The following is a 24,715-nucleotide window of genomic DNA, read 5'->3' as shown; positions in this document are numbered from 1 at the left end:
AGGTTTAAATTTATGAAATCAGTTGTTATATACATCAGCAAATACGAATTTAACTGGTGTTATGGACTTAAATAAATTTACCGAAAAAGCAAAAAGTCTAATTCAAAGTGCTCAGATGAAAGCGTTGGGAGCTGGGCATCAGATTTTTATGCCTGAGCATTTACTAAAAGTAATGCTTGAGGATGAATTAGGTTTAGTTCAGGATTTGATAAACGCTTGTGGTGGAAATGTGCAAAGTATTTCCGATGCTGTGGATAGCGCAATAAAAAAGCTGCCAGTAGTTGAAGGTCCAGGAAGTGGTGGCCTTCAACTTTCAAGAGAAATAGCAAAAGTTTTTGAAGATTCAATTGGTATTGCTCGGAGGAATAAAGATTCGTTTGTTGCCGTTGAGCGTTTACTGCAGGGCCTCACTGCACAAAAAGATGATACTGTAGGCAAAATTCTGGCGGAGAATGGTGTTACTCCACAAAAACTGAACTCAGTTATTGCAGAAATGAGAAAAGGCAGCAGTGCGGACTCGCCAAACAGTGAGGAAAAATTAAACGCGGCAAAGAAATATACAAAAGATGTTACAGAGCTTGCTATGCAAGGAAAGCTTGATCCTGTAATTGGTCGTGATGAAGAGATCAGAAGAACTATGCAGGTGTCACTGAGGCGGACAAAAAATAATCCAGTGCTGATCGGTGAACCTGGCGTTGGAAAAACTGCAATAGTTGAGGGGCTTGCAAATAGAATCGTTGCAAATGACGTGCCACTTGGTTTGCGTGATGCAAAAGTTTTAGCCCTCGATCTTGGCGCATTAATTGCTGGAACAAAATTTAGAGGAGAATTTGAAGAAAGGTTAAAAGCAGTTATTAATGAGCTTTCGAAAGCGGAGGGAAAAGTTATCTTGTTTATAGATGAGCTTCATACTTTAGTTGGAGCAGGAGCAACAAGTGGTGCAATGGATGCTTCAAATTTGCTAAAGCCTGCTCTTGCGCGTGGAGAAATTCGCTGTATAGGAGCCACAACTTTAGATGAATATCGTCAGCATATAGAAAAAGATCCTGCACTTGCAAGGCGTTTCCAGCCTGTGTTTATCTCTCAACCAACTGAAACTGATACCATTTCAATACTCAGGGGTTTGAAGGAAAGATATGAGGTGCATCATGGTATAAGAATTACAGATGGAGCAATAATTGCTGCTGCAACGTTGTCCAATAGATATATAACAGATAGGTTTTTACCTGATAAAGCAATTGATTTGATTGATGAAGCAGCAAGCAGGGTGAGAATTGAAATGGATAGCAAGCCTGAAGTTATTGATGAACTTGAGAGAAAGGTTATACAGCTAAAGATTGAAGCAGAGGCTTTAAAAAAAGAAAGTGATGAAAATTCTAAACAGCGTTTAAAAAAGATAAATGAGGAGATTGAAAACCTAAACAGTAAATTTGCTGACTTGAACAGCAAATGGCAGATGGAAAAGAATAAAATAGCTAGAATACAAGAAACAGCTGAAAAATTAGATAACGCTAGAAAAGAGCTGGAATTAACTCAGCGTAGTGGAAATTTAGGAAGGGCAGGGGAATTGATGTATGGTGTGATTCCTCAGCTTGAGAATGAATTAAAAAATCAGGAAAAGGTTACTGATAGCTTCTTAAAGAAAGAAGTGACTGGAGATGACATTGCAAACATTGTTTCAAAGTGGACAGGAATTCCAGTTGATAACATGATGCACAGCGAAAAGGAAAAACTTCTTAACATGGAGAATGAAATAGGAAAAAGAGTAATAGGGCAGAAAGATGCAATAGAAGCGATAAGTAATGCAGTTAGGCGCTCCCGCTCTGGGGTGCAAGATACCAACAGGCCTTTTGGTTCATTTTTATTTTTAGGTCCAACTGGAGTTGGAAAAACGGAACTTGCGAAAGCCCTTGCTGAATTTCTGTTTGACGATCAATCAGCGCTTCTGCGTTTTGATATGTCAGAATATATGGAAAAACATTCTGTTTCAAAGCTAATTGGCGCGCCTCCAGGGTATGTTGGCTATGAACAAGGTGGCAGATTAACTGAAGCGGTAAGAAGAATGCCATATCAGGTTATTCTGTTTGATGAAATAGAGAAGGCAAATCCAGATATATTTAATCTATTGTTGCAAATCTTGGATGAGGGGAGACTTACTGATAGTCATGGCAAATTAATTGATTTTCGCAACACCATACTGATTTTAACTTCTAACCTTGGCGCTGAGATAATGCTAAAGGAGATTGCTGAGTCTGTAAAAGATGAGGTAATGCAAATAATTAAATCAACATTTCGTCCAGAATTTTTAAACAGACTGGATGAAATTATTATATTTCACAGTTTAACCAGAGATGACATCTATAAAATTATAGATGTTCAATTTTCTTATTTACAAAAAACACTTGCTAAGCGTAAACTAAGTATAAGTTTGTCACAGGAAGCTAAAGAACTAATAGCACAAACTGGCTATGACCCTGAATATGGAGCAAGGCCCCTAAAAAGGGTTATACAAGAGTGTATTCAAAATAATTTAGCTAAATTAGTTTTATCAGGGGAAGTAGTAGAAAATGATGAACTAATAGTGTACGCTCTTGATAATGAAATCTTAGTTAAAAAGGTTTAAGTTCACTGTGTGTTTTTGTTAAAAAAATGTGTATAGATCATAATGTTGACACTGAGTCTTTATTTAAGTTAGCTGATCAAGAAAATCAGCAAGATAAAGAAAAAATTAAAAAATTTATTAAGTATTTTTACAGTTTTGTTTATAAAAGCGACCTAAAAGCCAACGATAAGTTTTTGCTATATATTGTAAACGATGCTTACAATTTTGTTTCTCAAAAAGAGAAAGATGAAAGTAAGTTAGTAGTAAGCAATATAGATGATATACCAGGAATAGAAGGCGATTTTACCACGATTAAGATAACAAACGATGATATGCCATTTTTGGTTGACTCCGTTATTGCAACTATTAAGTCGCACGATTTAACCATATGCTATTACAGCAACAGCATAATTAACATTAAAAGAAAAGATGGCCTAATAGACGAGATTTACCCTTTGGAAGAAAGCAATGGAATCAAAGAGTCAGTTATATATGTAATTATCAAAGGTATAAGTGACAGTTTTGTTGATACATTAAAAGAATCTCTACAAAAAACGCTGAAAGCAGTTAATTGTGTTGTGAAAGATTGGCACTTAATGCTTAAGAAACTTGATGAAGCAAAAAGTCTTCTTTTTGCCATCGAGCAGCCAGCGCCTGATGCTGGAGTGACACCAGGAAAGGATTTCTTAGATTGGCTAAAAAATAATAATTTTGTATTTCTAGGTTATCAAGAATATATTGCTGGTAAAGATGAAAAACTCGTCTGTGATAGCAAAAAGGACCTTGGCCTGATGAGAGTAGGTCAAAGTACGTTGATTCCTTCTGCAAACCTTGATTCCCTATACATATTGAGATCAGATCTAATCTCAATAGTCCATCGGCGTACATACATGAATTGTATAGGAGTAAAAGAATTTGATGACCAGGGTAATGTGGTAAAGGAACGGCGTTTTTTTGGATTATTTACTTCTATAGCGGAGGTCCAAGATATTCGAACTATTCCAATAATAAGAGATAAAGTTAAAGTTATAGAAAAAAATGCAGGGTTTGTAACCGGGGGCCACAATAACAAAGCTCTAATTTATATTTTACAAGCATTCTCATGTGATGAATTGTTCCAGTCTAATGAGGAAGAATTATTTCAAATTTGTACTTCTATTATGTCCCTTGCAATAAGACCAAGAGTCAAGTTATGCTTAAGAAGTAAGGGAGTGTTTACTAGTTGTATAGTGCTGATACCGATGCGTTATGCTAGCTCCAGGCTAATGCTCAAGATAAGCAATATATTGAAGGATGAGATAAATGCAGAAAGTTCAGATATTTATAACCACCACATTATAAACGAATATGACTTAATGAAATTGCACGTGTTGCTAAAGGCTAAAAACGCTAGTGTTCCTGATGATGAAGTTTTGCGTATCGAAAACAAATTAAGGAACATTACGGAAAAATGGGAAGATCGTTTTATAGACAATTTATATAATACTTTTAGCACTGTTGAGGATATATTCATCCGTTATTGCAAGGCATTTCCAATAAGCTATCAAGAGAGTTTCGAACCTCATGACGCATATTACGATATGAAAAAATTGGAGATAGTGAGGAAAAAAGGAGTTAGCGAGGTCGATTTAAGACTTACTCGTGACAATCTTAATTATCAATTAAAGGTTTACACTTCGAGCAATGGAGGTCTTGAATTATCGAAGATATTAAGAATTACTAAGAATTTGGGAGCGAAGATCCTATCTCATAATGGTTATTACATAAAAATCAACGGCGGAATATGGATACACCATTTTGTGTTGTCAAGAGTCGATGAATTAATAGACAACATTACTCTAAAAGAGCAATTTGAAATAACACTTGCGAAAGTGTTTAGAAAGGAAATTAAAAATGATTATTTCAATAGTTTGGTCATTATTGCTGGGCTGGAGTGGAAAGAAGTGCTTCTGGTTAGAGCGTTAAGTGCTTACCTAAAGCAGACGTCATTTAACTACAATCCAGAATATATTCAAAAGGTAGTCTCAGAGTATCCAAAAATAGTAAAGTATTTGATACAACTATTTCATGCAAGATTTGATCCTAACATAGACATTGATAGAGCAGAAACCACAGACATTTTCATAGAAAAAATTGAGGAACTTCTAAAAGAGATCAGCAATGTTTCACATGATTACGTTTTGCGCTCGATATTTAACTTGATAATGGCTATTTTAAGGACCAGTTATTATCAAGACGATAAACCATATTTATCTACAAAATTTGACTCAAGTAAAATAAATGGTTTACCTGATCCTTGCCCGTATCGTGAATTATATATTTATTCAAACCTTTTTGAGGGAATACATCTAAGAGGAGGGAAATTAGCCCGTGGTGGCTTAAGGTGGTCGGATAGGACGGAAGATTTTCGCACTGAAGTTTTGGGGCTCATGAAAGCTCAGATGACAAAAAATGCGGTTATTGTACCTGTTGGCGCAAAGGGTGGGTTTGTAATTAAGCAAGTTTATAAAGACAAAGATATTTTAAGAGAGAAAGGTGTTGAATGCTATAAGAGTTTTATCAGGGGAATGCTTGACATTACTGATAATGTAGTTAATGGCAAAATAATTCCACCAGAGAATGTGATTAGGTATGATGAGGATGATCCATACTTGGTAGTTGCAGCAGATAAAGGCACTGCTTCTTTTTCTGACTATGCCAACCAAATAGCCTCTGAATACAATTTTTGGCTTGGTGATGCATTTGCATCTGGTGGATCAGTAGGTTATGACCACAAAAAGATGGGTATTACAGCCAGAGGTGCATGGATTGCAGCACAGAGGCATTTTTGGAAAATGAATAAGGATATTTACCAGGATGCAACTGTTATTGGAATTGGGGATATGGCTGGCGACTTATTTGGAAATGGTATGCTGCTTTCAAAAAATATACATTTAATCGGCGCATTTAACCATATGCATATCTTTGTTGACCCAAACCCTGATGCAGAAAAGAGTTTCACAGAGCGTAAACGCCTCTTTGAGTTACCATTTTCAACTTGGATGGATTATAACAAAGATTTGATTTCTAAGGGTGGAGGAGTATTTGAGCGTAGCAGCAAGCAAGTAAACATTTCTCAAGAAATAAAAAAATGCTTTGATATAACAGAAGATATGCTACCTCCAAGTGATTTGATTAGATATCTGTTGAAAGCAAAAGTGGACTTCATATGGAATGGAGGAATCGGCACGTTTGTTAAGGCAAAGAGTGAAAATCATAGCATGGTCGGTGACAAAGCAAACGATGAGTTAAGAATAAATGGTAAAGATATTAGAGCTTCTATGTTTATAGAAGGCGGAAATTTGGGATGCACACAGCTTGGAAGAATAGAATATGCTGAAAGAGGTGGATATATCAATGCAGATTTTGTTGATAATTCAGCCGGAGTGATATGTTCGGACCTTGAAGTCAACATCAAGATTGCATTTGTTTCAGCTATGAAAGTAGGGGGTATTTCTTTAGAAAAAAGGAATGAAATACTGGCAAGTATGGTGGATGAAGTTGCATCCAAAGTGCTTGAGAACCACAACAAAATTGAAACAAAAGCATTACTTCTTGAGTGTTTGCAAGCTAAAGAGAGATTGGAGCAGCACCACAGGTTACTGCTCAGTTTAGAAAAATCTGGGCTGTTAAACCGAAGCGTAGAATTTCTTCCAACTGAAGAAGAGATAGCAAGGATGTTAACTGGTGCAGAAGGTTTCAGTTCTCCTCAGCTCTCTGTTCTAATGTCTTATGCTAGAACGGCAATAAAAAATGAAATTATACATTCCGATCTGCCTGAAAAAGATCTTATATCTAATGACTACTTGCTAGGTTATTTTCCTAAAAAGATGGTAACAAAATTTAAGGATTTCATATTAAAACACCAACTTCGTAGAGAAATTATCTCTACTTGCATTGCAAATGATGTAGTGAATAGAATGGGCTGTATATTCATCAATAATTTGGCTGAGAACACTGGAATTAAGATACAAGAAGCGGTTAACGTATATATTGTTGTTAACCACCTATATGATTTAAATAGTATGTGGCAGAAAATTGATGAATTGGATGGAAAAATTGATGTTAACTCATACTTACAAATAGTGAGGAACGTGCAGAAATTTATTGGTAGGGTATCATTTTGGTTAGTGAAAAATCTTGGCAAGCTTAGCTTTGTAGAATTGGATGATGTTACAAAATTTAAAGATGAAATTGAAACTTTAGGCCAGAACTTAACTGATGTTTTAGATGAACACCTATTAAAGGTCTATAGCCATGGATCAACTTCTTTAGTAGAACTTAATATAAATAAAGATCTAGCAAAAAAAGTTGCTGATCTATGCGTTCTTGCTTATGCACTGGACATTATATCTGTTGCTGAACAGACATCTTTGTCCATTCTTGATGCTGGTAAAATATACTTTGAGTTAAAGTCGCTGTTAAGATTCGATCTGATTAGAACAATTGCCATCAAGATGAAAAGCCGCTCTTCTTATTGGGATCGCAGCTTAGTTAATGATTTATTGGATGATTTAAGCAATTACCATCACAAGCTAGCTGTTAAAGTCATAAAAGCTACTGATAACCCCGAAGATAAGGTTCAAACCTGGGCTTGTAATGATAAGGACTACATAGAACGTTATAATAGTTTTTTAGATGAGATGGTTGCTTCTAAACTTGATTTAAGCAAATTAATATTTATAATCAGAAGGATTAAAGTACTTGCTTCATAGGAAAATGTTCAATATAGGTCTTTCAGAAATTTTAGTTGTAGCTTTAGTGAGCATAATTGTTCTTGATAAAAATAAGGTACCTGTATTTATTGATTTTATTAAGACTATATATAGGTATTTTATAATTGCAAAGTCAAAAGCCAAAAGGTTATTGAAGGATGCCGGAATTGAAGACTTATATAAAGAGTGTAATACTGAGAAAGTAAATTACATAGTTGGTAAAAATGGTAAGCTTTATCCTACTTACGATATAGATAATACATCCAAAGATAATGACAGCGAAGATTCTGATAGTAGATGATGTACTATCTAATGTCAAGCTTTTAGAAGCTCGACTAAAAGCAGAGTACTATACGGTTATCGTAGCCTATGATGGTGAGGAAGCTATGGATTTAGTAGCAAAGCAGCAGCCTGATATTATATTGCTCGATATCATGATGCCAAAAATGAATGGCTTTGAAGTCTGTAAGAAGCTAAAGAGTGATCCCTTAACGACTCATATTCCAATAATTATGGTAACTGCGCTGCATGACGCTCATGATAGAGTACAGGGCATTAATGCTGGTGCAGATGATTTTCTGACTAAACCAATAGACGAAACTGCTTTATCTGCAAGGATCAAGTCTCTCACGCGCTTAAAAATGATTATAGATGAATTGCGTTTAAGAGGAGAAACCAACGTTGAGATTGGCGGAGTAGCAGGAAACAGTATTATGGATTATTCTAATCAGATTTTTGATGCTAACATACTTGTTGTAGATGAAGATGTCTTTCAAGCAGAGCAGATATATAATGTACTAAAGCACCGCTTTAGGTCAATTAAAATACTGAGTGATCCAGTAGAGGCATTAAAGGTTGGTATTAAGGATAATTACGACCTGATCATTTCTGATATGCAGTTTTCAAAAACTGACGGCTTGCGTTTGTGTTCTGGGTTTCGTAGTAAGGTGGAAACACGTTATACACCAATTCTAATTCTTTCTGAGGATTATGATAAAAACAATTTAGTAAAAGCACTTGATGTAGGTGCTAATGATTATTTAACAGTACCTTTGGATGAGGGTGAGTTAATAGCAAGGGTTAATTCGCAAGTGAAACGCAAAAGATATCAAGATGCCTTGAGAATGAATTTATTTAATAATGCGGAAATGTCTATAAAGGACCCATTAACTAACTGTTATAATAGAAGATATTTTGATGCACACTTAAGAAACATTGTTAAGGACTCTGTAGAAAAAGATAGAAGGTTGTCTCTTATGATACTTGATATAGACTATTTTAAGATGGTGAATGACAATTTTGGACATAGTGCTGGAGATGAACTTTTAAAGCAAATACAGAGAAGAATTTCTGAAAATATTAGAGTGACAGATTTGTTAGCTAGATTTGGTGGTGAGGAATTTGTTGTTGTAATGCCAGATACCGATACATCAGATGCGTATACTATTGCGGAAAGAATACGCAAAATTATTGCTAAAAAACCTTTTATACTTGCGGATAAAAATACAACCCACAATGTAACTGTGAGCATTGGAATTGCAGAAATGCAAGAATCTGACCTTGACAATATTAAAGAATTTATAGTACGTGCCGACAAATATTTATATAAGGCAAAAAACAGTGGTAGAAATAGAGTGATTACTGGCTGAATTCTAAAATTCTTTCAAAAAAATGATAACTAAGATTAAAGCGAAAGCATGAGATTTCTTAGCTCTGGAAATTCCATATTTAGTTGCAAAAATAGATACTTATTTAAGAAATATCCTGTGACTTTCAGTCCTAACTGAAATTCTTGGAATGAGTAGCTGTTTTGTAGGTTATTATTGTATACATCATGCAACATTTGTGGAAAAGGTAGGAGTTTATCTGCATAATAATCTCCTGCTTTTTTTGACACTGCTCTGCCAGTTTTTGGAGAAATAAATTGTAGATTTTCCTTAACACCTGTTACAGCGCATTTGGATAAGTCTAACTTGAATCCCAATTGCGTAAGAAGCAGAAGCTCTAAGTTGAGGTAATGGCCTTGCCAAAGTTCATTATTGTGCTTAATTATATCGATGAAATATCGAAAGTTATCATACAGTACAACACAAGGTTCACTCTCTGGAAGCACTTTTTCTAAAATAGAGGAGAAAGAAACAATAGTAATGCTTTTTAACCTATCTTGAAAGAAATGATGGAATGGAGATTCGATTAATTCGCACTTAAAAAAACCTAGATTTTCAGGTAATTTAGCACTCCATTCTGCATGTAATAGATTACTTATCTGAAACTTATAATTGCTATTGTTTGTTAGCTTAGTTAATCCCCTGCGCTTTCCATGATTTTTTGTAAACAGAGAAAGAATTAAGTTTTTATCGCCGTATTTTTTAGCAGCTATAATGATGCCTTCATCTTTCCATCTCATTTAGAGTATATTGACCGTATGATATTATAGGATAGTGCACCTAGAGCTTGTAATCCATAAAAATTACTTACTCCGTCACTGTCTGCTTCCAAAGTTTCAAGGCTATGAGAGAGTAAGTTATTGGCTGCCACTCTTCTTCCTGAGCCTCCATGCTGAGCTTTTGGTTTTTGGTCTGCTAAATAATTGTTTGAATGATTTTAGTAACATTACTTTTTCTTATCTGAAATTTTGGATAATTCAGCTTCTAATTCTTCTATTGTTGGCAGAGCTGTTTTTACCTCTTCTGGTAGATTTTCAGTTATTCGATATTCCGCTAATCCTATTGGTTTATTTATGTCTTTGAGTGTATATTTAGCAAGTACATCGTCTTTAGATTTACATAAGATTAACCCTATAGAAGGTTGATCTGTCGAGTGCTTCAGTAAATCGTCAACTGCGGAAAGATAAAAATTCATTTTACCTGCATACTCTGGTTGAAAATCTTTATCTTTTTACGCGAATTCTGGATTAAAGGAGAATAGAAAAGGCAAGAAAACAGGGTAAACTCAGCAGTTATAAAAAAACAGATGAGGTTAACCATGGAAGATATAACAAACTGTTTTGTTTGGTCGATGATTTTTGCAGAGATATAGAGAAAAATTTTGCAGGTAAACTACTGCCAAATGGTAAAAAACCCACAAGAACAACGGAAATTGAGCACTCCGAAATCATGACAATAATCCTGCTATATCAACAATCTCCGTGTAAAAATTTCAAAACTTTCTATCTACATTACCTAACGTTGCTCTACAAATCAGAGTTTCCAAAGTTGCCTTCATATACCAGGTTTGTTGCTCTAAAGCCTAGGGTTTTGTGGCATTTAGCAATGTTGTTGCATTGGCTTTGTGGACAGTCAGAAAACACTGGAATTTCATATATAGACACAACTCCCATTGCAGTTTGTCATGCAAAAAGAATATCCAAAAACAAAGTTTTTGCTGGAATTGCAAAATTAAGCAAGAGTACTTACGGCTGGTTTTTTGGTTTCAAATTACATATGGTAATCAATGAAAATGGTGAAATTCATTCACTTACGCTAACAAAAGGCAATGTTGATGATAGGATACCTGTGCCAAATCTGACGGAAAAATTAACCGGCCTTTTGTTTGGTGACAAAGGTTATATTGCAAAAGAGCTTTTTCAGAAGCTGTTTGACCGAGGTTTGAAACTTGTTACCAAGGTGAAAAAAGGTATGAAAAATGCATTGATTTCGCTAAATGAGAAGATTTTACTGAGAAAAAGGTCTATCATTGAGACTGTTTTTGGTTACCTAAAAAATAGACTAGAAATTGAACACACTCGCCATAGATCCCCTGTTAATTTTTTGGTTCATATCTTTTCTACTCTCATTTCCTATTCCATCAAATCCAAAAAGCCTTCTATTTCCTATACTTTCTTCCTTCCTTAATCCAGAATTCGCGTTATACCGGCTTGTTGCAATATGATCCTTCAACTGCTCTAAAAGTTCTGTATATTCTTTTGCTATAATTTTTGTCATACGGTTCCTTTTAATCCATTATACAATTCCTTTGTCTGTCGAGAAGGCAATCTTTCGCTTGCCTTCAGCTTTAAAGGGATTCCTTATTTACTTCAAACTCGTCCATCAACTAAAATATATTGACTTTACGTGCAATATTAGCTTTAAACCAGTAAAACTGGCTACTTAACATATGCGTTTTTTCTATTCTAATTATATTCTTTTTTTGTCTTTATGTTGTTTTTTGCTTTTTTCGTTATCTTCAACCAAAGCCCAAACGAATGATACGTCAGCTGTTCCTATACCACAAAGGAAAAAAGAAATAGTTGAGCACAATGTTGTAGCACAACCGAGGCAAATTATCGAAGTGCAAGAAGAAGTCATTATTAACGAGGGTAAAGAATTCATTCCAATTCCAAAAAGAAAAAAAAGTGTAGAGAAAAAACTAAGAAGGGATGTTAGAGAGGCAAAAAATGAAATAGGAAACGAAAAAAGCGTTGAGAGTCAAAAGGATGAATTAGTTGTAACAGAAATTATTAACTCTATAAGAGACAAGCTCACAAAATGCTGGAGCATTCCTGAAAGCATAGCTTACAAAGAAAATTTTAATATAAAAATTAACTTATTATTGTCCAGTCAAGGCGAGATAATTATGGCCGATGTAGCAGACAGTGATTCCTATCGAAATAATCCACTTTTCAGGTCGATAGCAGATAACGCAATGCGTGCAGTATATAAATGTAGCCCATTGACTGGCTTGCCTACTCAGCACCACCACATTTGGCGTGAAGTAACACTAGACTTTATTCTATAGCTAAACTAATTCTATAATTTAATAAGCCATCATTCCGCTACTTGTTAGCGGAATCTATGCTGAGATACCGCGAATGAACCGCGGTATGACGTAGGAAGATCTGAGCAAACTTTCAATCAGAAACAGCCAAAGATCTCTCTAAGATGTCAGTTTCTTTTGTATCTGCAACTTTACCATTCTGATCGAATGAAATTTGCAGAGACTTACTGCTATACTTCCTTTTTCCTAAGAAGTTAGCTTGTTTAATTTTATATGAGACATAGTACCAAACGTTACCATCGAACTTTGATACTAATGTTGGTGATCCTAAAGTGTGAACCACTTTTTCTTTATCGTCACCTACTTTTATCTTGCTCCACAATTCAACACTAATGCCAGGAGCTCCGTGATTGTGAATAGTGTGAGTACAGCTCACTGTAAATAATAAAATAAAAGATATTAATACTCGCATTTCTGTTGATAAATTACTTGAAGCTATAATACACTAATAAACTACCTGACGTCAAATTTCAAAAAGTTAAATTGACTAGTTCTCAATATCACTTAATATAATATTTACTTTAGAAAATAATAGGTGTCTTATGTCATTGTTAGAAGCAGATCCAATATACAAACCTTTTAATTACCCTTGGGCGTATGATGCGTGGCTGCAGCAACAAAGAATCCATTGGATACCTGAAGAAGTTCCGCTTGCTGATGACGTGAAAGATTGGAAAACTAAACTTTCAAACGTAGAGAAAAATCTACTAACTCAGATTTTTAGATTCTTTACTCAAGCGGACATTGAAGTAAATAACTGCTACATGAGGCATTATTCAAATATATTTAAGCCAACAGAAATATGCATGATGCTTGCAAGCTTTTCCAATATGGAAACTATACATATTGCAGCTTATTCTTATCTTTTAGACACAATTGGCATGCAAGAAAGCGAGTATCAAGCATTCTTAAAGTATGATGCTATGAGAAAGAAGTATGAGTACATGCTAGAATTTGAGGAAAGCAAAAAACACGATAAAAAACATGTAGCTAAAACTCTAGCAGTGTTTGGTGCATTTACCGAGGGGTTGCAGTTATTCGCATCGTTTGCAATTTTGCTCAATTTCCAACGCTTTGGAAAAATGAAAGGCATGGGGCAGATAATCGCCTGGTCAGCCCGTGATGAAACTTTGCACACCAATTCAATTATTATGTTATTTAATACATTTATTAAAGAGAATAATGAAATTTGGGACGAAGAATTTAAAGAGGAATTATACTCTGCATGCCGCACTATCGTTGAACTTGAAGATGAATTTATAAAGCTTGCTTTTGATTTCGGAGATGTTGAAGGACTATCCGCAGAAGAAGTGCGCAATTACATACGCTACGTAGCAAACAGACGGTTAATGCAATTAGGTCTTGAATCCATATATGATGTCAATGATAATCCTATTCCATGGCTTGATGAAATACTAAATGGCGTGGAACATACGAATTTCTTTGAAAATAGAGTAACAGAGTATAGCCGTGCAGCAACTCAAGGCACATGGGAGGAGGCTTTTACTGAAAACGACACGAATAATAAGTGAGTGCTAATTTCACTCTTCTTTGTCATTCCAGTGTCAAGCACTGGAATGACAAGAAGAGGGCACTGGGATCTGATAGACAATATTCGTACAGTACGCGCGGGAGCAACAAAAGCAGCTGGTTTTTCATAGTGTTCCACAGCAGTTTAGACAGTTGTGCTTTACTTAACAACTAACTTACCATATATATGTCCATAGGACATTGGTATATAAGAACGTGCTACAACTATTAATCTTACTCACGGTCATCACTTCAGTTGCATTCTTTGGTCATTTAGTTCCAATGGAAGTAAAAACCTTTTTGTACTCAACGAGCCTGAGTATAAAAGAGGTTTTGCTATTTATAATGCCTTTTATTGTTTTTGCGTTAATCTTTAGCAGTGTTAACAATCTTAAGCAGTCAGCTATAAAGTTTATATTGTTACTTATTATAATGATCTTCTTATCGAATCTGGCTTCAAGTTTAATAGCTTATTCTGTTGGGCATTTTATCATACAAAACACTTATTCAATACAAGATATAACGTATGAAGAAACAATTGTTCCTTTATGGTCATTTAGGCTGCCGCTACTCCTTTCTAATTTTTATGCCCTTGCTTGTGGATTTGTGTCCAGCATAGTAGTGTCTATACTGCTACCTAAGAAAAGCAAAGAGCTTTCGAACAAAATGTTAGATTTAACTCTCTTTATTTTGAAGACGTTTTTGACGCCGATTATTCCAATATTCGTACTTGGGCTTGCTTTAAAAATGCAGCATGATCAAGTTTTATCTATAATATTTAAGGATTACTCAATAATTTTCATTATTATAGCATCTGCAACCTACCTTTATGTTTTTCTCTTATATGGAGCAGCAAATTCATTCAAGATCACAAGCTGGATAGCTAGTATAGGCAATATGATACCGGCATTTATTACTGCAATGAGCACAATGTCTAGTAATGCAACTATGCCGCTTACTCTTGAAGGAAACAAAAAAAATGTAAAGCAACCTGACATAGCATCGTCTGTTGTACCAATAACTGCTAGCTTTCATTTAGTAGGTGATTGCTTTTTTATCATAATATTATCGATGATAATTGCCTCCGGTTATTCATTGTACACAACAGACTATGTGACTTTCCTTTTCTATTTTTTGTTATTTAAGTTTGCTATTGTTGCAGTGCCGGCAGGAGGAATTATGGTAATGCTACCTATTCTTGAGAAATATCTTAAATTCTCTCCAGAAATGCTTTCGTTAATCACAGCATTGTATATAGTGTTTGATCCAATAATCACTTCAGCAAATGTTATGGGTAATGGTGCCTTTGCTATAATATTTTCAAAACTCCATGATAAGCTTAAGTAATGTCTATTTTGGCGATTGATACTGTAGGTATTGGTAGTTCAATAGCAATAGTTGATTATGATGGTAACTGTTTTGTAGAGCGCAATTCCGCCAGCAATAGTCATGCAGAATCATTTTTTCAAATACTGAATACTTTGTTTGATAAGCACAACTATAATTATGATAAAATAGATCATTTGGCGGTAGTAGTTGGACCAGGAAGTTTCACTGGAATTAGAGTTGGTATATCAGCTGCACAAGGTATAAATCTTGCTACAGATAAGCCATTATACGGAGTTAATGCGCTGGAAGTTCAAGCTTACACAATATCTTTGCTTTGTACGAATAGCAAAAAAAATATCAGAGCTATAATCAAAAATGCTCAAGGGTTTTATACGCAGTTATTTGATTTCAATTTATTGCCGCTATCTGGTCCAACTGCAGCACGTGACCCTGGATCCCAGTGTCACGCTACAAGCAGTGACTGCATTACATATATGAACTACAATTTAAATGCTAGCCATGCAGGACTATTAGTTCATTATAGACTGAAGAACAAGCAAAAATTAAAAGAAGTTGAAGCTCTATATTTAAATGAGCCTCAGTATATGAAATTGCTATAGACTATTCTTTTGCGTAAAGCCTGTGCATCTGGTTTACTATCTCTTGAGCTACTTCTTTTATACTCATATCTGAATTTTCTATCTCTATGGCACTCGGTGGTATAAATAAATTGTTAATTCTACATTGCTCTATCATGCTATTTACATTAATCGCCTTCCTATTTTTTCTTTGCCTTTTTAATGCAATACGCTTTTGTAATGTCGGCAGATCACACCTAAGTACCACAGGAAGGATTTCTGTGTTCATTTTTTTACTAAGCCTTACTATTGAATCATACATCCTCATGTTCTGGTCATTATTTTCCATCAACTCATCAATAAATATGTAATTTTTTGAGTGAATTGGATAATTTTCTATTACCTGAAGCATAATTTGCATAATGCCATATATTCTATCTTGAACTTCTTTAGGTATTTGATCACGTTCAAAGACACCATTGTATATAGAGCAAACTTGAATATTGTTATAGAACTTACTATTTACAATTAATGCGTTTATCATATAGGATAATTCTATTGCTGTGGAAAGTTTACCACTTCCTGAAAGACCAGAGAGATATATGAAAAATCCTGCTGGCTGCTTTTTTGTGTTAATATTTACCATATTATTTTCAATCTTAAAACCTACATTTATAATAACATAAAAATGAAGCTTTAAAACATATGAAATATTATATAGAAAATTATTTTTATAGTTAAGATATTATGTAATTTAGAAACATAAATTCTGTATATAAACTCTATAATAATGATAACTATTTTTAAGCAAGCTACAACACAAAAGTGTTTGGTATTCAGAAAGCAAGACAGAGTGGCATAAACTTATTAGTTTACTACAAGTCTCTTTTCGCGTATAAACCTTCAGAAGATATTCTAACGGAGGATTGTGTTGTTAACAAAGAGCAGAGTAAAAAGGGATCTAGTCTATGCCTATCAGATTTTGTCCTACCTTAAGTTCGATGATCATACATATACTCACCTTTCAGTGCGTTCTGAAGATCAAAAGTCGTTTTATATTTATCCGTTTGGTATGCGTTTTGATGAAGTAAATGAACGTTCGTTAATGAAAGTATCACTTGATGGGGATGTAATTGAAGGCAAAGAATATCAATATAATAGAACTGGCTATATAATTCATGGTTTTGTTTATCAAGCAAGGAAAGATATTCAAGCAATTTTTCACTTGAATACACCTTCTATTGTAGCGGTTTCTTCTCTCAAAGATGGGCTGCTTCCTATAAGTCAATGGGCACTGCACCTTTACAATAAAATCTCTTACCATAATTATAATTCCCTAGCACTTAGCGATACAGAAGGAAAGAGGTTAATAGCTGATCTGAAAGAAAATTTTGTCATGTTAATGCGTAATCATGGCTCTATAACGTGTGGTCGGACTATACAAGAAGCAATGTTTTACATGTATCATTTAGAACGAGCGTGCAAAACTCAATGTTTAACGTTAGCAATGAATAAGGAGTTATCAATTCCAAGTGAAGAAATTTGCTCAAAAGCTGTAAAGGATCTCCTATCTTTTGAAAGCAATCTTGGTGAGAGAGATTGGCACGCATGGGTTAGACTAATTAAAAGTAAGCTATAAACGCGAATTCTGGATTAAGGAAGGAAGAAAGTATAGGAAATAGAAGGCTTTTTGGATTTGATGGAATAGGAAATGAGAGTAGAAAAGATATGAACCAAAAAATTAACAGGGGATCTATGGCGAGTGTGTTCAATTTCTAGTCTATTTTTTAGGTAACCAAAAACAGTCTCAATGATAGACCTTTTTCTCAGTAAAATCTTCTCATTTAGCGAAATCAATGCATTTTTCATACGCGAATTCTGGATTAAAGGAGAATAGAAAAGGCAAGAAAACAGGGTAAACTCAGCAGTTATAAAAAAACAGATGAGGTTAACCATGGAAGATATAACAAACTGTTTTGTTTGGTCGATGATTTTTGCAGAGATATAGAGAAAAATTTTGCAGGTAAGCTACTGCCAAATGGTAAAAAACCCACAAGAACAACGGAAATTGAGCACTCCGAAATCATGACAATAATCCTGCTATATCAACAATCTCCGTGTAAAAATTTCAAAACTTTCTATCTACATTACCTAACGTTGCTCTACAAATCAGAGTTTCCAAAGTTGCCTTCATATACCAGGTTTGTTGCTCTAAAGCCTAGGGTTTTGTGGCATTTAGCAATGTTGTTGCATTGGCTTTGTGGACAGTCAGAAAACACTGGAATTTCATATATAGACACAACTCCCATTGCAGTTTGTCATGCAAAAAGAATATCCAAAAACAAAGTTTTTGCTGGAATTGCAAAATTAAGCAAGAGTACTTACGGCTGGTTTTTTGGTTTCAAATTACATATGGTAATCAATGAAAATGGTGAAATTCATTCACTTACGCTAACAAAAGGCAATGTTGATGATAGGATACCTGTGCCAAATCTGACGGAAAAATTAACCGGCCTTTTGTTTGGTGACAAAGGTTATATTGCAAAAACGCGAATTCTGGATTAAGGAAGGAAGAAAGTATAGGAAATAGAAGGCTTTTTGGATTTGATGGAATAGGAAATGAGAGTAGAAAAGATATGAACCAAAAAATTAACAGGGGATCTATGGCGAGTGTGTTCAATTTCTAGTCTATTTTTTAGGTAACCAAAAACAGTCTCAATGATAGACCTTTTTCTCAGTAAAATCTTCTCATTTAGCGAAATCAATGCATTTTTCATACCTTTTTTCACCTTGGTAACAAGTTTCAAACCTCGGTCAAACAGCTTCTGAAAAAGCTCTTTTGCAATATAACCTTTGTCACCAAACAAAAGGCCGGTTAATTTTTCCGTCAGATTTGGCACAGGTATCCTATCATCAACATTGCCTTTTGTTAGCGTAAGTGAATGAATTTCACCATTTTCATTGATTACCATATGTAATTTGAAACCAAAAAACCAGCCGTAAGTACTCTTGCTTAATTTTGCAATTCCAGCAAAAACTTTGTTTTTGGATATTCTTTTTGCATGACAAACTGCAATGGGAGTTGTGTCTATATATGAAATTCCAGTGTTTTCTGACTGTCCACAAAGCCAATGCAACAACATTGCTAAATGCCACAAAACCCTAGGCTTTAGAGCAACAAACCTGGTATATGAAGGCAACTTTGGAAACTCTGATTTGTAGAGCAACGTTAGGTAATGTAGATAGAAAGTTTTGAAATTTTTACACGGAGATTGTTGATATAGCAGGATTATTGTCATGATTTCGGAGTGCTCAATTTCCGTTGTTCTTGTGGGTTTTTTACCATTTGGCAGTAGTTTACCTGCAAAATTTTTCTCTATATCTCTGCAAAAATCATCGACCAAACAAAACAGTTTGTTATATCTTCCATGGTTAACCTCATCTGTTTTTTTATAACTGCTGAGTTTACCCTGTTTTCTTGCCTTTTCTATTCTCCTTTAATCCAGAATTCGCGTTTCTTGGGTTAGCTATAGTGTATATTTCTAATTAATGAACTTTCTTAATCTATTGTTTAAATAACTTAATATTAGTAGTGGTTTTATAAAAAAATTATAATATAAATAATGTTGCTGCGAAAATTTATAACAATATTTCCCTCTAACGTTTAATGAATTTCAATAAATTGCCTTTTTAATTCTAGATAAGTATATGCTTTGTTAATATGTTTAGTTCAAAATCCAAAAGTAAGTTTATGCTTTCTATTGGAGAAGAAGGCATAATGTTACTATATTTTAAAAATAATACTTTAAATAAAAGGTATTTTGTTAAGGGCAAAAACGATAAAGCAGTTTCCGATTTAATTTCATGTCTTTCATCAGACAAAAAAGCACCTTTATACCTGGTGCTTAATCATGCAGATCAAAATTACTCGCTACAGTTTATTACAAGGGCAAACAAGATTAGTGCCTATCTATCAGCAAAAACAAAGATGGAGCATTTTTCTCGTAATAATGACATAAGTTCAGTTTTTTTGGTTGAGAAGCCAAACAAATTCAATCAAAACTGGTGCTATCTTCTTGTTTCATCAAAAGCAAAGCATTTAGTAGAATATTGGTTGAATGTGTTTATTGAGATAGGCTCCAACTTTAAGGGAATATTAATGTTTCCTATAGAAATAAGTAATATAACAAAAAAGATTCTACATAAAGATCCTAATAATTGGAAAATTATAGTTGCTGCAACTAAAACGGGAGGCTATAGACAAGTGGTTCTTAAAGAGAATAAAATGGTATTTACGCGTTTAACATCATTTACTAATGATAATTTACCAGGAATTATTGCTGGTGGAATATATCAGGAAGTGCAAGATACTATTCGATCCTTAACTAAGTTTGGGTTTGAAAAAAATAACCCTATCGACCTTTGCATCATAGTGTCAGAAGATATTAAAGCTAGTTTATCAGTCATAAATTTTTCAGAGAACAGTGTGAACATATTAACTCCATATGAGTTAGGCAAACTATTAGGAGCAGAACTAGCTATAAGTGAAAAAGATAACTTTTGCGATACTATAATTTTGTTTCATAGCTTTAAGAATAAGCCAACAGCTATTTTTAATACAAAGGAAACTAAAGAATTTTATCTATTCAATTACCTTTATTTAAACTCTCCTCAAATTTTTCTATACTTTGCTTTGGTTTTAGTTGTAATTAACATCCTTTGTTTGCTAAATTTGTATTCAAATTTCAATGTCGCGGATAATTTATCCGCAAAGCAGAGCACCTTAAATAACCAATTAACAAAACTTAGCCAAAGCTATAATGTAAAAAAAATAGATGAAATTTATGATTTTATTAATATCAATAATATTTTATCAAAAATAGAATACTCTCCTCTTACACAAGTTAAGTATGTAGAAAAGTTAAAAGTACCAGGTATAGAGCTTCGATCATTTGAATGGAATTATAATGAGACAAAAAGTTATATTACTACAACTTTAAGGTTTAATTTTCGATCCGGTGAAAATATTTCCTATCAATACGAGAAACTACGAAAAAATTTAAACGATAATTTTCGTACCTATGACATTAATATTTCTAACTTACCTGCTGCTAAAGGGCAAAATCTATCTATTGATGTTGAAATAGGAGAGGCAATGTAGATTAATGACTATCTCTCAATTAAAAAGAAAAGCTACAATTCAGTTTATATCGTATTTGTTATTATCTGTTGGATTAATAGGGTTATTAACATATGTTGTTATCTATAACGAAAAGGTTTATAATAAAAACCAAATTGCGATTGATAAAATACGTTCTATTAATTTACAGATTACTGGAATTCAAAAAAAGGAAGTTGTTCTAAATAAAAACCTAGATTTATGGAAAAAAATTTCTTCTTCAAATTTACACAGTAGCAGATACATTGCAAATTTAAATTTCGAGCTTAGCAAGTTATATAAAAAGTACTATATATTAGAACCTGAAATATCAATTTCTATACCTGAAGAAGTTGAGCTCCACAACAAAAGTGAACGCACAAAAGTAATAAAAAGTGAAGTGGTCCTAAATTTAAGTTCAATCAGCGATAAGCATATTTTTTTATTTCTACAGTCTATTCCAAATCTGCCCGGTTATGTTATGATCAAATCTCTTATTTTAAACAAGCAGAGAAATATTGATGCTGCAACTATGAATCAAATTTTGAATGGTAATACGATAGAGATAGTGAGAGTCAATATAGTCTTTGATTGGTATACTATATTAAGTAGATAAGGTGATGAATATAAAGCTGTTTTTTATTTTTACGCTACTCATTTCCAATGTTAATGCATATTGCAGTTGTGAAGATATCATAGAAAGCATAGAAATTTGTAAGGAGTATTCTTGCCGACAATATATTGGCAATGAAGATTTTATTGAGCATAAAATATTAGGATTAAATAGTGGAAATTTATGCGTATATATAGAAAAACAAGGTGATGATGAAATGGTTTGTCATCATTCTCAGTATGGAATGATGATAGAAAAAAGATATTTTGAAAGTGTTCTTAAAGTTGGCAATCAAGAAATCGATGATTTTATTGATATAGCAAATTTGCGTGCAAAAGAGTGTTTCTTTATTAACAATCAAAAACTAAGCTATACAGATCGGGACGATATAATAAGAGAAGCAGTGGAAAGTGACTTTGACGTTTTGTCACAATATAGTAACTTAAAAAGCATTTTTTTTGATGAAGAGCCAGTTAATAGAATGGTCAATGAAATGGAAAAGTTCAATTTACGGTCTTCAAGAGCTGCAAAAGAGGAGGTATCAGATAATTTCAACTGTAAGGTAGTGAGTTTAGACTCAATTTTATATCTTTCTCCCGATACATGGAAAATATGGGTAAATGGAAAGCTGTTTATAAATACTAAGGATTTAAAAGTGCACTCAGTCACTGAAAATTGTGTGACTTTTGTATGGGCCGTAGATCAAAAAGCAATAAAAAAGCATGCGAATGATTCTCAAAATGTATATCTTGGACATGAGAGTATTATGTTTACGCTTTATCCAAAACAAAAATTTGACTTGGATAGCTTATCTATTAAATAATTTAGTATATAGCCAAAGTGACTTAGGTTTACCGACAATTTGAAGAACCGTCATCCCGCTGCTTGTTAGCTGATGAGATACCGCGGGTCTATACATGCGCTTGTAGCTCAGTTGGATAGAGCGTTGCCCTCCGGAGGCAAAGGCCGTGGGTTCGAATCCCTCCAAGTGCACTTTTAATTAAATTTGACAATAGTACTTTCATATAAGATAATAAAGGGATTTATTTAGAGCATAATTATGTCTGGTGGTACCATAAACAAAGTCATACTAGTTGGTAATTTAGGAAAAGATCCTGAAATTAGGACTACACAAAATGGAAAAGAGATGGCAAGTTTTTCAATAGCCACATCCGAAAGTTGGACTGACAAACTTTCCGGTATGCGCTCTGAAAAGACAGAATGGCATAATATCGTAATTTTTAGTGAAGGATTAGTAAAAGTCGTCAAAGATTTTGCACGTAAAGGCAGTAAAGTTTATGTTGAAGGTTCTTTGAGAACTAGAAAATGGACTGACCAAAACGGTAGTGAAAGATACACAACAGAGGTGGTTCTATATAATTTTAATAGTGCTCTTACTCTCTTGGATTCGCGACCAAATTCCGATTACAAGCCGAGTGAATACAAGCAAAATGAAACAGAACAAAAAAATAAGCACGAAAGTTTTGACAACGATATAAAAGATGAACTAATCGACGATGAAATACCATTTTAACAATTTAAATTGAAATCTACATTTTTATGGACTGCTTGTGTTACTCAATTTAATTGCAATGGGGATAGCATAGATTATAGCAGTTTGCAGCGTTTACTGACAATGCAAGTTAAAGCTGAAAATGGTGTAGTGTTGCTGGGTAGCACAGGTGAAAGCCTATCGCTTTCTGATTCTGAAAAGCGTACATTAGTCGAATTTGTATGTGAGCTAAAATTAAATACGAAAATTATAATTGGTGTACCAGGAGTGAATCTATATCAGACTCTTGAATGGCTTGATTTTTGCAAGGGTATGCCTATTCACGGCTATCTAATGACAACTCCCATTTATGCAAAGCCCGGAATTATGGGGCAGACTTTATGGTTTGAAAAGCTGCTTGAGAAAGCACATGTGCCGGCTATGTTTTACAATATTCCATCGAGAGCAGGAGTGAGTCTTCACGCTGAAACTGTACGCAACTTATCCAGCCACGAAAAATTTTGGGCTATCAAAGATTCAAGTGGCACCGTTGATACTTTAGCTCAGTATAAGAAAGTTGCTCCAAATATTGAGGTCTTTTGCGGAGATGATAATATGATATCCGATATGGCCGCTTATGGTGCGGCTGGTCTGGTTTCCGTTGCTTCCAATGTTTGGCCACATGTAGCACATGAATATGTTAAGCAATGCCTACTGTCATTCCAGCACGTAACTAGAAAAAAAACAACTCCTCAAATGACAGGAAATGACATAAAAAGTTCAACAGATATCTGGCAACAAGCTTGCAAAGCTCTATTTATTGCCAGCAACCCAATACCCACTAAAGCACTTTTGCATGATATTGGTCTTATAGAACATCAAACTGTCCGCCTACCACTCAGCACAGAAGACTTGCCTTCTGTTGAGATATTAAGGCAAGCCAATAAAATGATTCTTGGATGGAAAGAACTGACTAATGACTAGGGCTAGGAACACTGACCTTACCCAGAAAAAGTAGAGAGAAAGTTAAGACGTTTTTGGAGTAAAATAAAACGTTTTTTCAAAGAGGTGTAATATGACAAATAGAAGAGAATATACAGCAGAATTTAAATTGGAAGCTGTTAAGCTGGTTAAAGAAACAGGTCAAACAAGTACAAAAATAGCAAAAGATCTAGGTATAGATGGCAGTATGTTAAGTAAATGGGTAAGAAAATATGATGGAAAAATGTCTGGAGCATACGCATTTCCAGGCAAAGGAAAACTAGCTCCTTATGACAAAGAAAGATTTGATCTAAAAAAAGAGTTAGCAAGAGTAAGAAGAGAAAGAGACATTTTAAAAAAAGCCCTGGGATATTTTGCCAAAGAAAAAGAGTAAAATATTCTTTTATAAAAGAGCATAGAAATTGCTATAAAATACAGGAACTATGCAGGGTTTTGTGCTGGTGGTTATTATAAATGGATTGCTAAAGAAAAAAGCAATAAAGAATTAGCAAGGGAAGGACTTCTAGCAGAGATTCAAAAAAAGCATCTAAATGCAGATATGGAGCCCCTAAAATCCATAAAAGCTTTAGGCAAAAATTATAACATCAAAACAGTGCAAAATGTTATGCAGGAAAATGACATTATAGCCAAACTTAGACGAAGATTTAAAACTAAAAAACAACCAAATAATATGGTTATTGCTCTTAATATATTAGATCAAAATTTTATCACTGAGCAACCAAATAAAGTATGGGATTACTTATATAAAAACCAAGGAAGGTTGTTGGCAGCAATAATTCTCACGCATGGTAGTTAATGAGTCATACAATGACAAAACAATTAATTGTGGATTCTTTGCTTATGGCTGTTAACAAACGCAAACCCCCTGAAAATCTACTGTT

Annotated in this window: 22 protein-coding genes, 1 tRNA gene and 3 pseudogenes; 19 read left to right on the top strand and 7 right to left on the bottom strand. The window is 34.1% G+C overall.

Annotated elements, in window-relative coordinates:
* The first annotated feature begins 61 nt into the window (after positions 1 to 61).
* Genes clpB through AAGD95_RS05655 form a run of 4 tightly spaced genes read left to right on the top strand, consistent with a single transcriptional unit; the run spans position 62 to position 9,005 of the window.
* On the top strand, positions 62 to 2,623 hold the full coding sequence (gene clpB, locus AAGD95_RS05670) for an ATP-dependent chaperone ClpB (RefSeq protein ID WP_341818852.1): 2,562 nt from the start codon (positions 62 to 64) through the stop codon (positions 2,621 to 2,623).
* Between the two features lie 26 nt (positions 2,624 to 2,649).
* Positions 2,650 to 7,356, top strand: coding sequence for an NAD-glutamate dehydrogenase (locus AAGD95_RS05665; RefSeq protein WP_341818431.1), 4,707 nt, complete (start codon positions 2,650 to 2,652; stop codon positions 7,354 to 7,356).
* 4 nt (positions 7,357 to 7,360) lie between these two features.
* A complete protein-coding gene (locus AAGD95_RS05660) occupies positions 7,361 to 7,657 on the top strand; it encodes a hypothetical protein (protein ID WP_341818851.1) in 297 nt (98 codons plus the stop codon).
* Positions 7,629 to 9,005, top strand: a complete 1,377-nt coding sequence (locus tag AAGD95_RS05655) for a PleD family two-component system response regulator (RefSeq protein WP_341818429.1) — start codon at positions 7,629 to 7,631, stop codon at positions 9,003 to 9,005. The genes AAGD95_RS05660 and AAGD95_RS05655 overlap by 29 nt, the downstream gene beginning before the upstream one ends.
* Positions 9,006 to 9,040: 35 nt before the next feature.
* On the opposite strand, the gene recO is transcribed toward AAGD95_RS05655, so the two are convergent.
* The 3 genes and pseudogenes from recO to AAGD95_RS05640 form a co-directional block, all read right to left on the bottom strand.
* On the bottom strand, positions 9,041 to 9,763 hold the full coding sequence (gene recO / locus AAGD95_RS05650) for a DNA repair protein RecO (RefSeq protein WP_341818428.1): 723 nt from the start codon (positions 9,761 to 9,763) through the stop codon (positions 9,041 to 9,043).
* A gap of 206 nt (positions 9,764 to 9,969) precedes the next feature.
* Positions 9,970 to 10,254: pseudogene (locus AAGD95_RS05645) on the bottom strand (PDDEXK nuclease domain-containing protein); the annotation flags it as partial.
* Positions 10,215 to 10,343 carry a hypothetical protein gene (locus tag AAGD95_RS05640; RefSeq protein WP_341818427.1) on the bottom strand — a complete coding sequence of 43 codons (129 nt, stop codon included), beginning with the start codon at positions 10,341 to 10,343 and terminating at the stop codon, positions 10,215 to 10,217. The pseudogene AAGD95_RS05645 and the gene AAGD95_RS05640, both read right to left, overlap by 40 nt.
* 15 nt (positions 10,344 to 10,358) lie before the next feature.
* Here AAGD95_RS05640 and AAGD95_RS05635 point away from each other — a divergent pair, with 15 nt between their 5' ends.
* A complete protein-coding gene (locus tag AAGD95_RS05635; protein ID WP_410542088.1) occupies positions 10,359 to 11,210 on the top strand; it encodes an IS982 family transposase in 852 nt (283 codons plus the stop codon).
* Positions 11,211 to 11,472: 262 nt separating this feature from the next.
* Complete coding sequence (locus AAGD95_RS05630) at positions 11,473 to 12,093, top strand: hypothetical protein (protein WP_341818426.1); 621 nt, start codon at positions 11,473 to 11,475, stop codon at positions 12,091 to 12,093.
* A gap of 112 nt (positions 12,094 to 12,205) precedes the next feature.
* Here AAGD95_RS05630 and AAGD95_RS05625 read toward each other — a convergent pair whose 3' ends face one another.
* Positions 12,206 to 12,544, bottom strand: coding sequence for an outer membrane protein assembly factor BamE (locus AAGD95_RS05625; RefSeq protein WP_341818424.1), 339 nt, complete (start codon positions 12,542 to 12,544; stop codon positions 12,206 to 12,208).
* Between the two features lie 130 nt (positions 12,545 to 12,674).
* Here AAGD95_RS05625 and AAGD95_RS05620 point away from each other — a divergent pair, with 130 nt between their 5' ends.
* From AAGD95_RS05620 to tsaB, 3 genes are all read left to right on the top strand, one after another.
* Positions 12,675 to 13,664 carry a ribonucleotide-diphosphate reductase subunit beta gene (locus AAGD95_RS05620; RefSeq protein ID WP_265025895.1) on the top strand — a complete coding sequence of 330 codons (990 nt, stop codon included), beginning with the start codon at positions 12,675 to 12,677 and terminating at the stop codon, positions 13,662 to 13,664.
* 214 nt (positions 13,665 to 13,878) lie between these two features.
* Positions 13,879 to 15,009, top strand: a complete 1,131-nt coding sequence (locus AAGD95_RS05615) for a cation:dicarboxylate symporter family transporter (RefSeq protein WP_341818850.1) — start codon at positions 13,879 to 13,881, stop codon at positions 15,007 to 15,009.
* Positions 15,009 to 15,611 carry a tRNA (adenosine(37)-N6)-threonylcarbamoyltransferase complex dimerization subunit type 1 TsaB gene (gene tsaB / locus AAGD95_RS05610; protein WP_341818423.1) on the top strand — a complete coding sequence of 201 codons (603 nt, stop codon included), beginning with the start codon at positions 15,009 to 15,011 and terminating at the stop codon, positions 15,609 to 15,611. The genes AAGD95_RS05615 and tsaB overlap by 1 nt, the downstream gene beginning before the upstream one ends.
* A gap of 1 nt (position 15,612) precedes the next feature.
* On the opposite strand, the gene AAGD95_RS05605 is transcribed toward tsaB, so the two are convergent.
* Complete coding sequence (locus AAGD95_RS05605) at positions 15,613 to 16,215, bottom strand: AAA family ATPase (RefSeq protein ID WP_265025892.1); 603 nt, start codon at positions 16,213 to 16,215, stop codon at positions 15,613 to 15,615.
* A 282-nt stretch (positions 16,216 to 16,497) separates the two neighbouring features.
* Between AAGD95_RS05605 and AAGD95_RS05600 the strand changes: the two genes are divergently transcribed.
* Entirely contained in the window at positions 16,498 to 17,208 is a 711-nt protein-coding gene (locus AAGD95_RS05600) for a class II aldolase/adducin family protein (protein ID WP_341818422.1), read from the top strand.
* Between the two features lie 14 nt (positions 17,209 to 17,222).
* Here AAGD95_RS05600 and AAGD95_RS05595 read toward each other — a convergent pair.
* Positions 17,223 to 17,438, bottom strand: a pseudogene (locus AAGD95_RS05595) (transposase); the annotation flags it as partial.
* A gap of 102 nt (positions 17,439 to 17,540) precedes the next feature.
* On the opposite strand from AAGD95_RS05595, the pseudogene AAGD95_RS05590 reads away from it, so the two are divergent.
* A pseudogene (locus tag AAGD95_RS05590) lies at positions 17,541 to 18,116 on the top strand (IS982 family transposase); the annotation flags it as partial.
* 14 nt (positions 18,117 to 18,130) lie between these two features.
* On the opposite strand, the gene AAGD95_RS05585 reads toward AAGD95_RS05590, so the two are convergent.
* On the bottom strand, positions 18,131 to 18,982 hold the full coding sequence (locus AAGD95_RS05585; RefSeq protein ID WP_410542088.1) for an IS982 family transposase: 852 nt from the start codon (positions 18,980 to 18,982) through the stop codon (positions 18,131 to 18,133).
* A 308-nt stretch (positions 18,983 to 19,290) separates the two neighbouring features.
* On the opposite strand from AAGD95_RS05585, the gene AAGD95_RS05580 reads away from it, so the two are divergent.
* From AAGD95_RS05580 to AAGD95_RS05545, 8 genes are all read left to right on the top strand, one after another.
* The gene (locus AAGD95_RS05580; RefSeq protein ID WP_341818421.1) at positions 19,291 to 20,730 is read left to right on the top strand and encodes a hypothetical protein; all 1,440 of its coding nucleotides are present in this window, start codon (positions 19,291 to 19,293) and stop codon (positions 20,728 to 20,730) included.
* Positions 20,731 to 20,734: 4 nt separating this feature from the next.
* Positions 20,735 to 21,343, top strand: a complete 609-nt coding sequence (locus AAGD95_RS05575; RefSeq protein ID WP_341818420.1) for a hypothetical protein — start codon at positions 20,735 to 20,737, stop codon at positions 21,341 to 21,343.
* Positions 21,344 to 21,347: 4 nt separating this feature from the next.
* Positions 21,348 to 22,163: a hypothetical protein gene (locus tag AAGD95_RS05570; RefSeq protein WP_341818419.1), complete on the top strand. Its 816-nt coding sequence runs from the start codon at positions 21,348 to 21,350 to the stop codon at positions 22,161 to 22,163.
* A gap of 96 nt (positions 22,164 to 22,259) precedes the next feature.
* A tRNA-Arg gene (locus tag AAGD95_RS05565) sits at positions 22,260 to 22,333 on the top strand.
* 67 nt (positions 22,334 to 22,400) lie between these two features.
* Positions 22,401 to 22,874 carry a single-stranded DNA-binding protein gene (ssb, locus tag AAGD95_RS05560; RefSeq protein WP_265034432.1) on the top strand — a complete coding sequence of 158 codons (474 nt, stop codon included), beginning with the start codon at positions 22,401 to 22,403 and terminating at the stop codon, positions 22,872 to 22,874.
* Positions 22,875 to 22,883: 9 nt separating this feature from the next.
* Positions 22,884 to 23,816: a 4-hydroxy-tetrahydrodipicolinate synthase gene (gene dapA / locus AAGD95_RS05555; RefSeq protein ID WP_341818417.1), complete on the top strand. Its 933-nt coding sequence runs from the start codon at positions 22,884 to 22,886 to the stop codon at positions 23,814 to 23,816.
* Positions 23,817 to 23,907: 91 nt separating this feature from the next.
* Positions 23,908 to 24,207 carry a transposase gene (locus AAGD95_RS05550; protein ID WP_265026139.1) on the top strand — a complete coding sequence of 100 codons (300 nt, stop codon included), beginning with the start codon at positions 23,908 to 23,910 and terminating at the stop codon, positions 24,205 to 24,207.
* A gap of 165 nt (positions 24,208 to 24,372) precedes the next feature.
* Positions 24,373 to 24,630 carry a transposase gene (locus tag AAGD95_RS05545; protein ID WP_341818415.1) on the top strand — a complete coding sequence of 86 codons (258 nt, stop codon included), beginning with the start codon at positions 24,373 to 24,375 and terminating at the stop codon, positions 24,628 to 24,630.
* Positions 24,631 to 24,715 lie beyond the last annotated feature (85 nt).

The organism is Wolbachia endosymbiont (group B) of Ennomos erosarius, assembly GCF_964026905.1.
Lineage (GTDB): Bacteria > Pseudomonadota > Alphaproteobacteria > Rickettsiales > Anaplasmataceae > Wolbachia.
The sequence above is the reverse complement of the archived record's forward strand: the minus strand, read 5'-3'. Positions and strand labels throughout refer to the sequence as shown.